Origin of the sequence: Carnobacterium sp. 1290_CSPC, from assembly GCF_001053265.1 — a bacterium.
GTDB lineage: Bacteria > Bacillota > Bacilli > Lactobacillales > Aerococcaceae > Aerococcus > Aerococcus urinaeequi.
Map to the genome: position 1 here is coordinate 1 of NZ_JVVG01000084.1, position 240 is coordinate 240.

Below are 240 nucleotides of genomic sequence, written 5' to 3' on the forward strand. Positions count from 1 at the left end.
ACTCGAACCCGTGTTACCGCCGTGAAAGGGCGGTGTCTTAACCGCTTGACCAACGGGCCATAAAATATTTTTTTACGGAGAGTAAGGGATTCGAACCCTCGAAACAGTTTCCTGTTTACACGATTTCCAATCGTGCTCCTTCGGCCTCTCGGACAACTCTCCAAGGCAAGGAACTCTACCAACTCCGCAAGTAGGACTCGAACCTACGACATCTTGATTAACAGTCAAGCGCTACTACCA

General features: G+C 49.2%; 1 tRNA gene. It reads right to left on the reverse strand.

Annotation, left to right across the window (positions count from 1 at the left end):
• Nucleotides 1–75: 75 nt before the first annotated feature.
• Nucleotides 76–162: transfer RNA gene (locus AC973_RS07485), tRNA-Ser, on the reverse strand.
• Nucleotides 163–240: the final 78 nt, after the last annotated feature.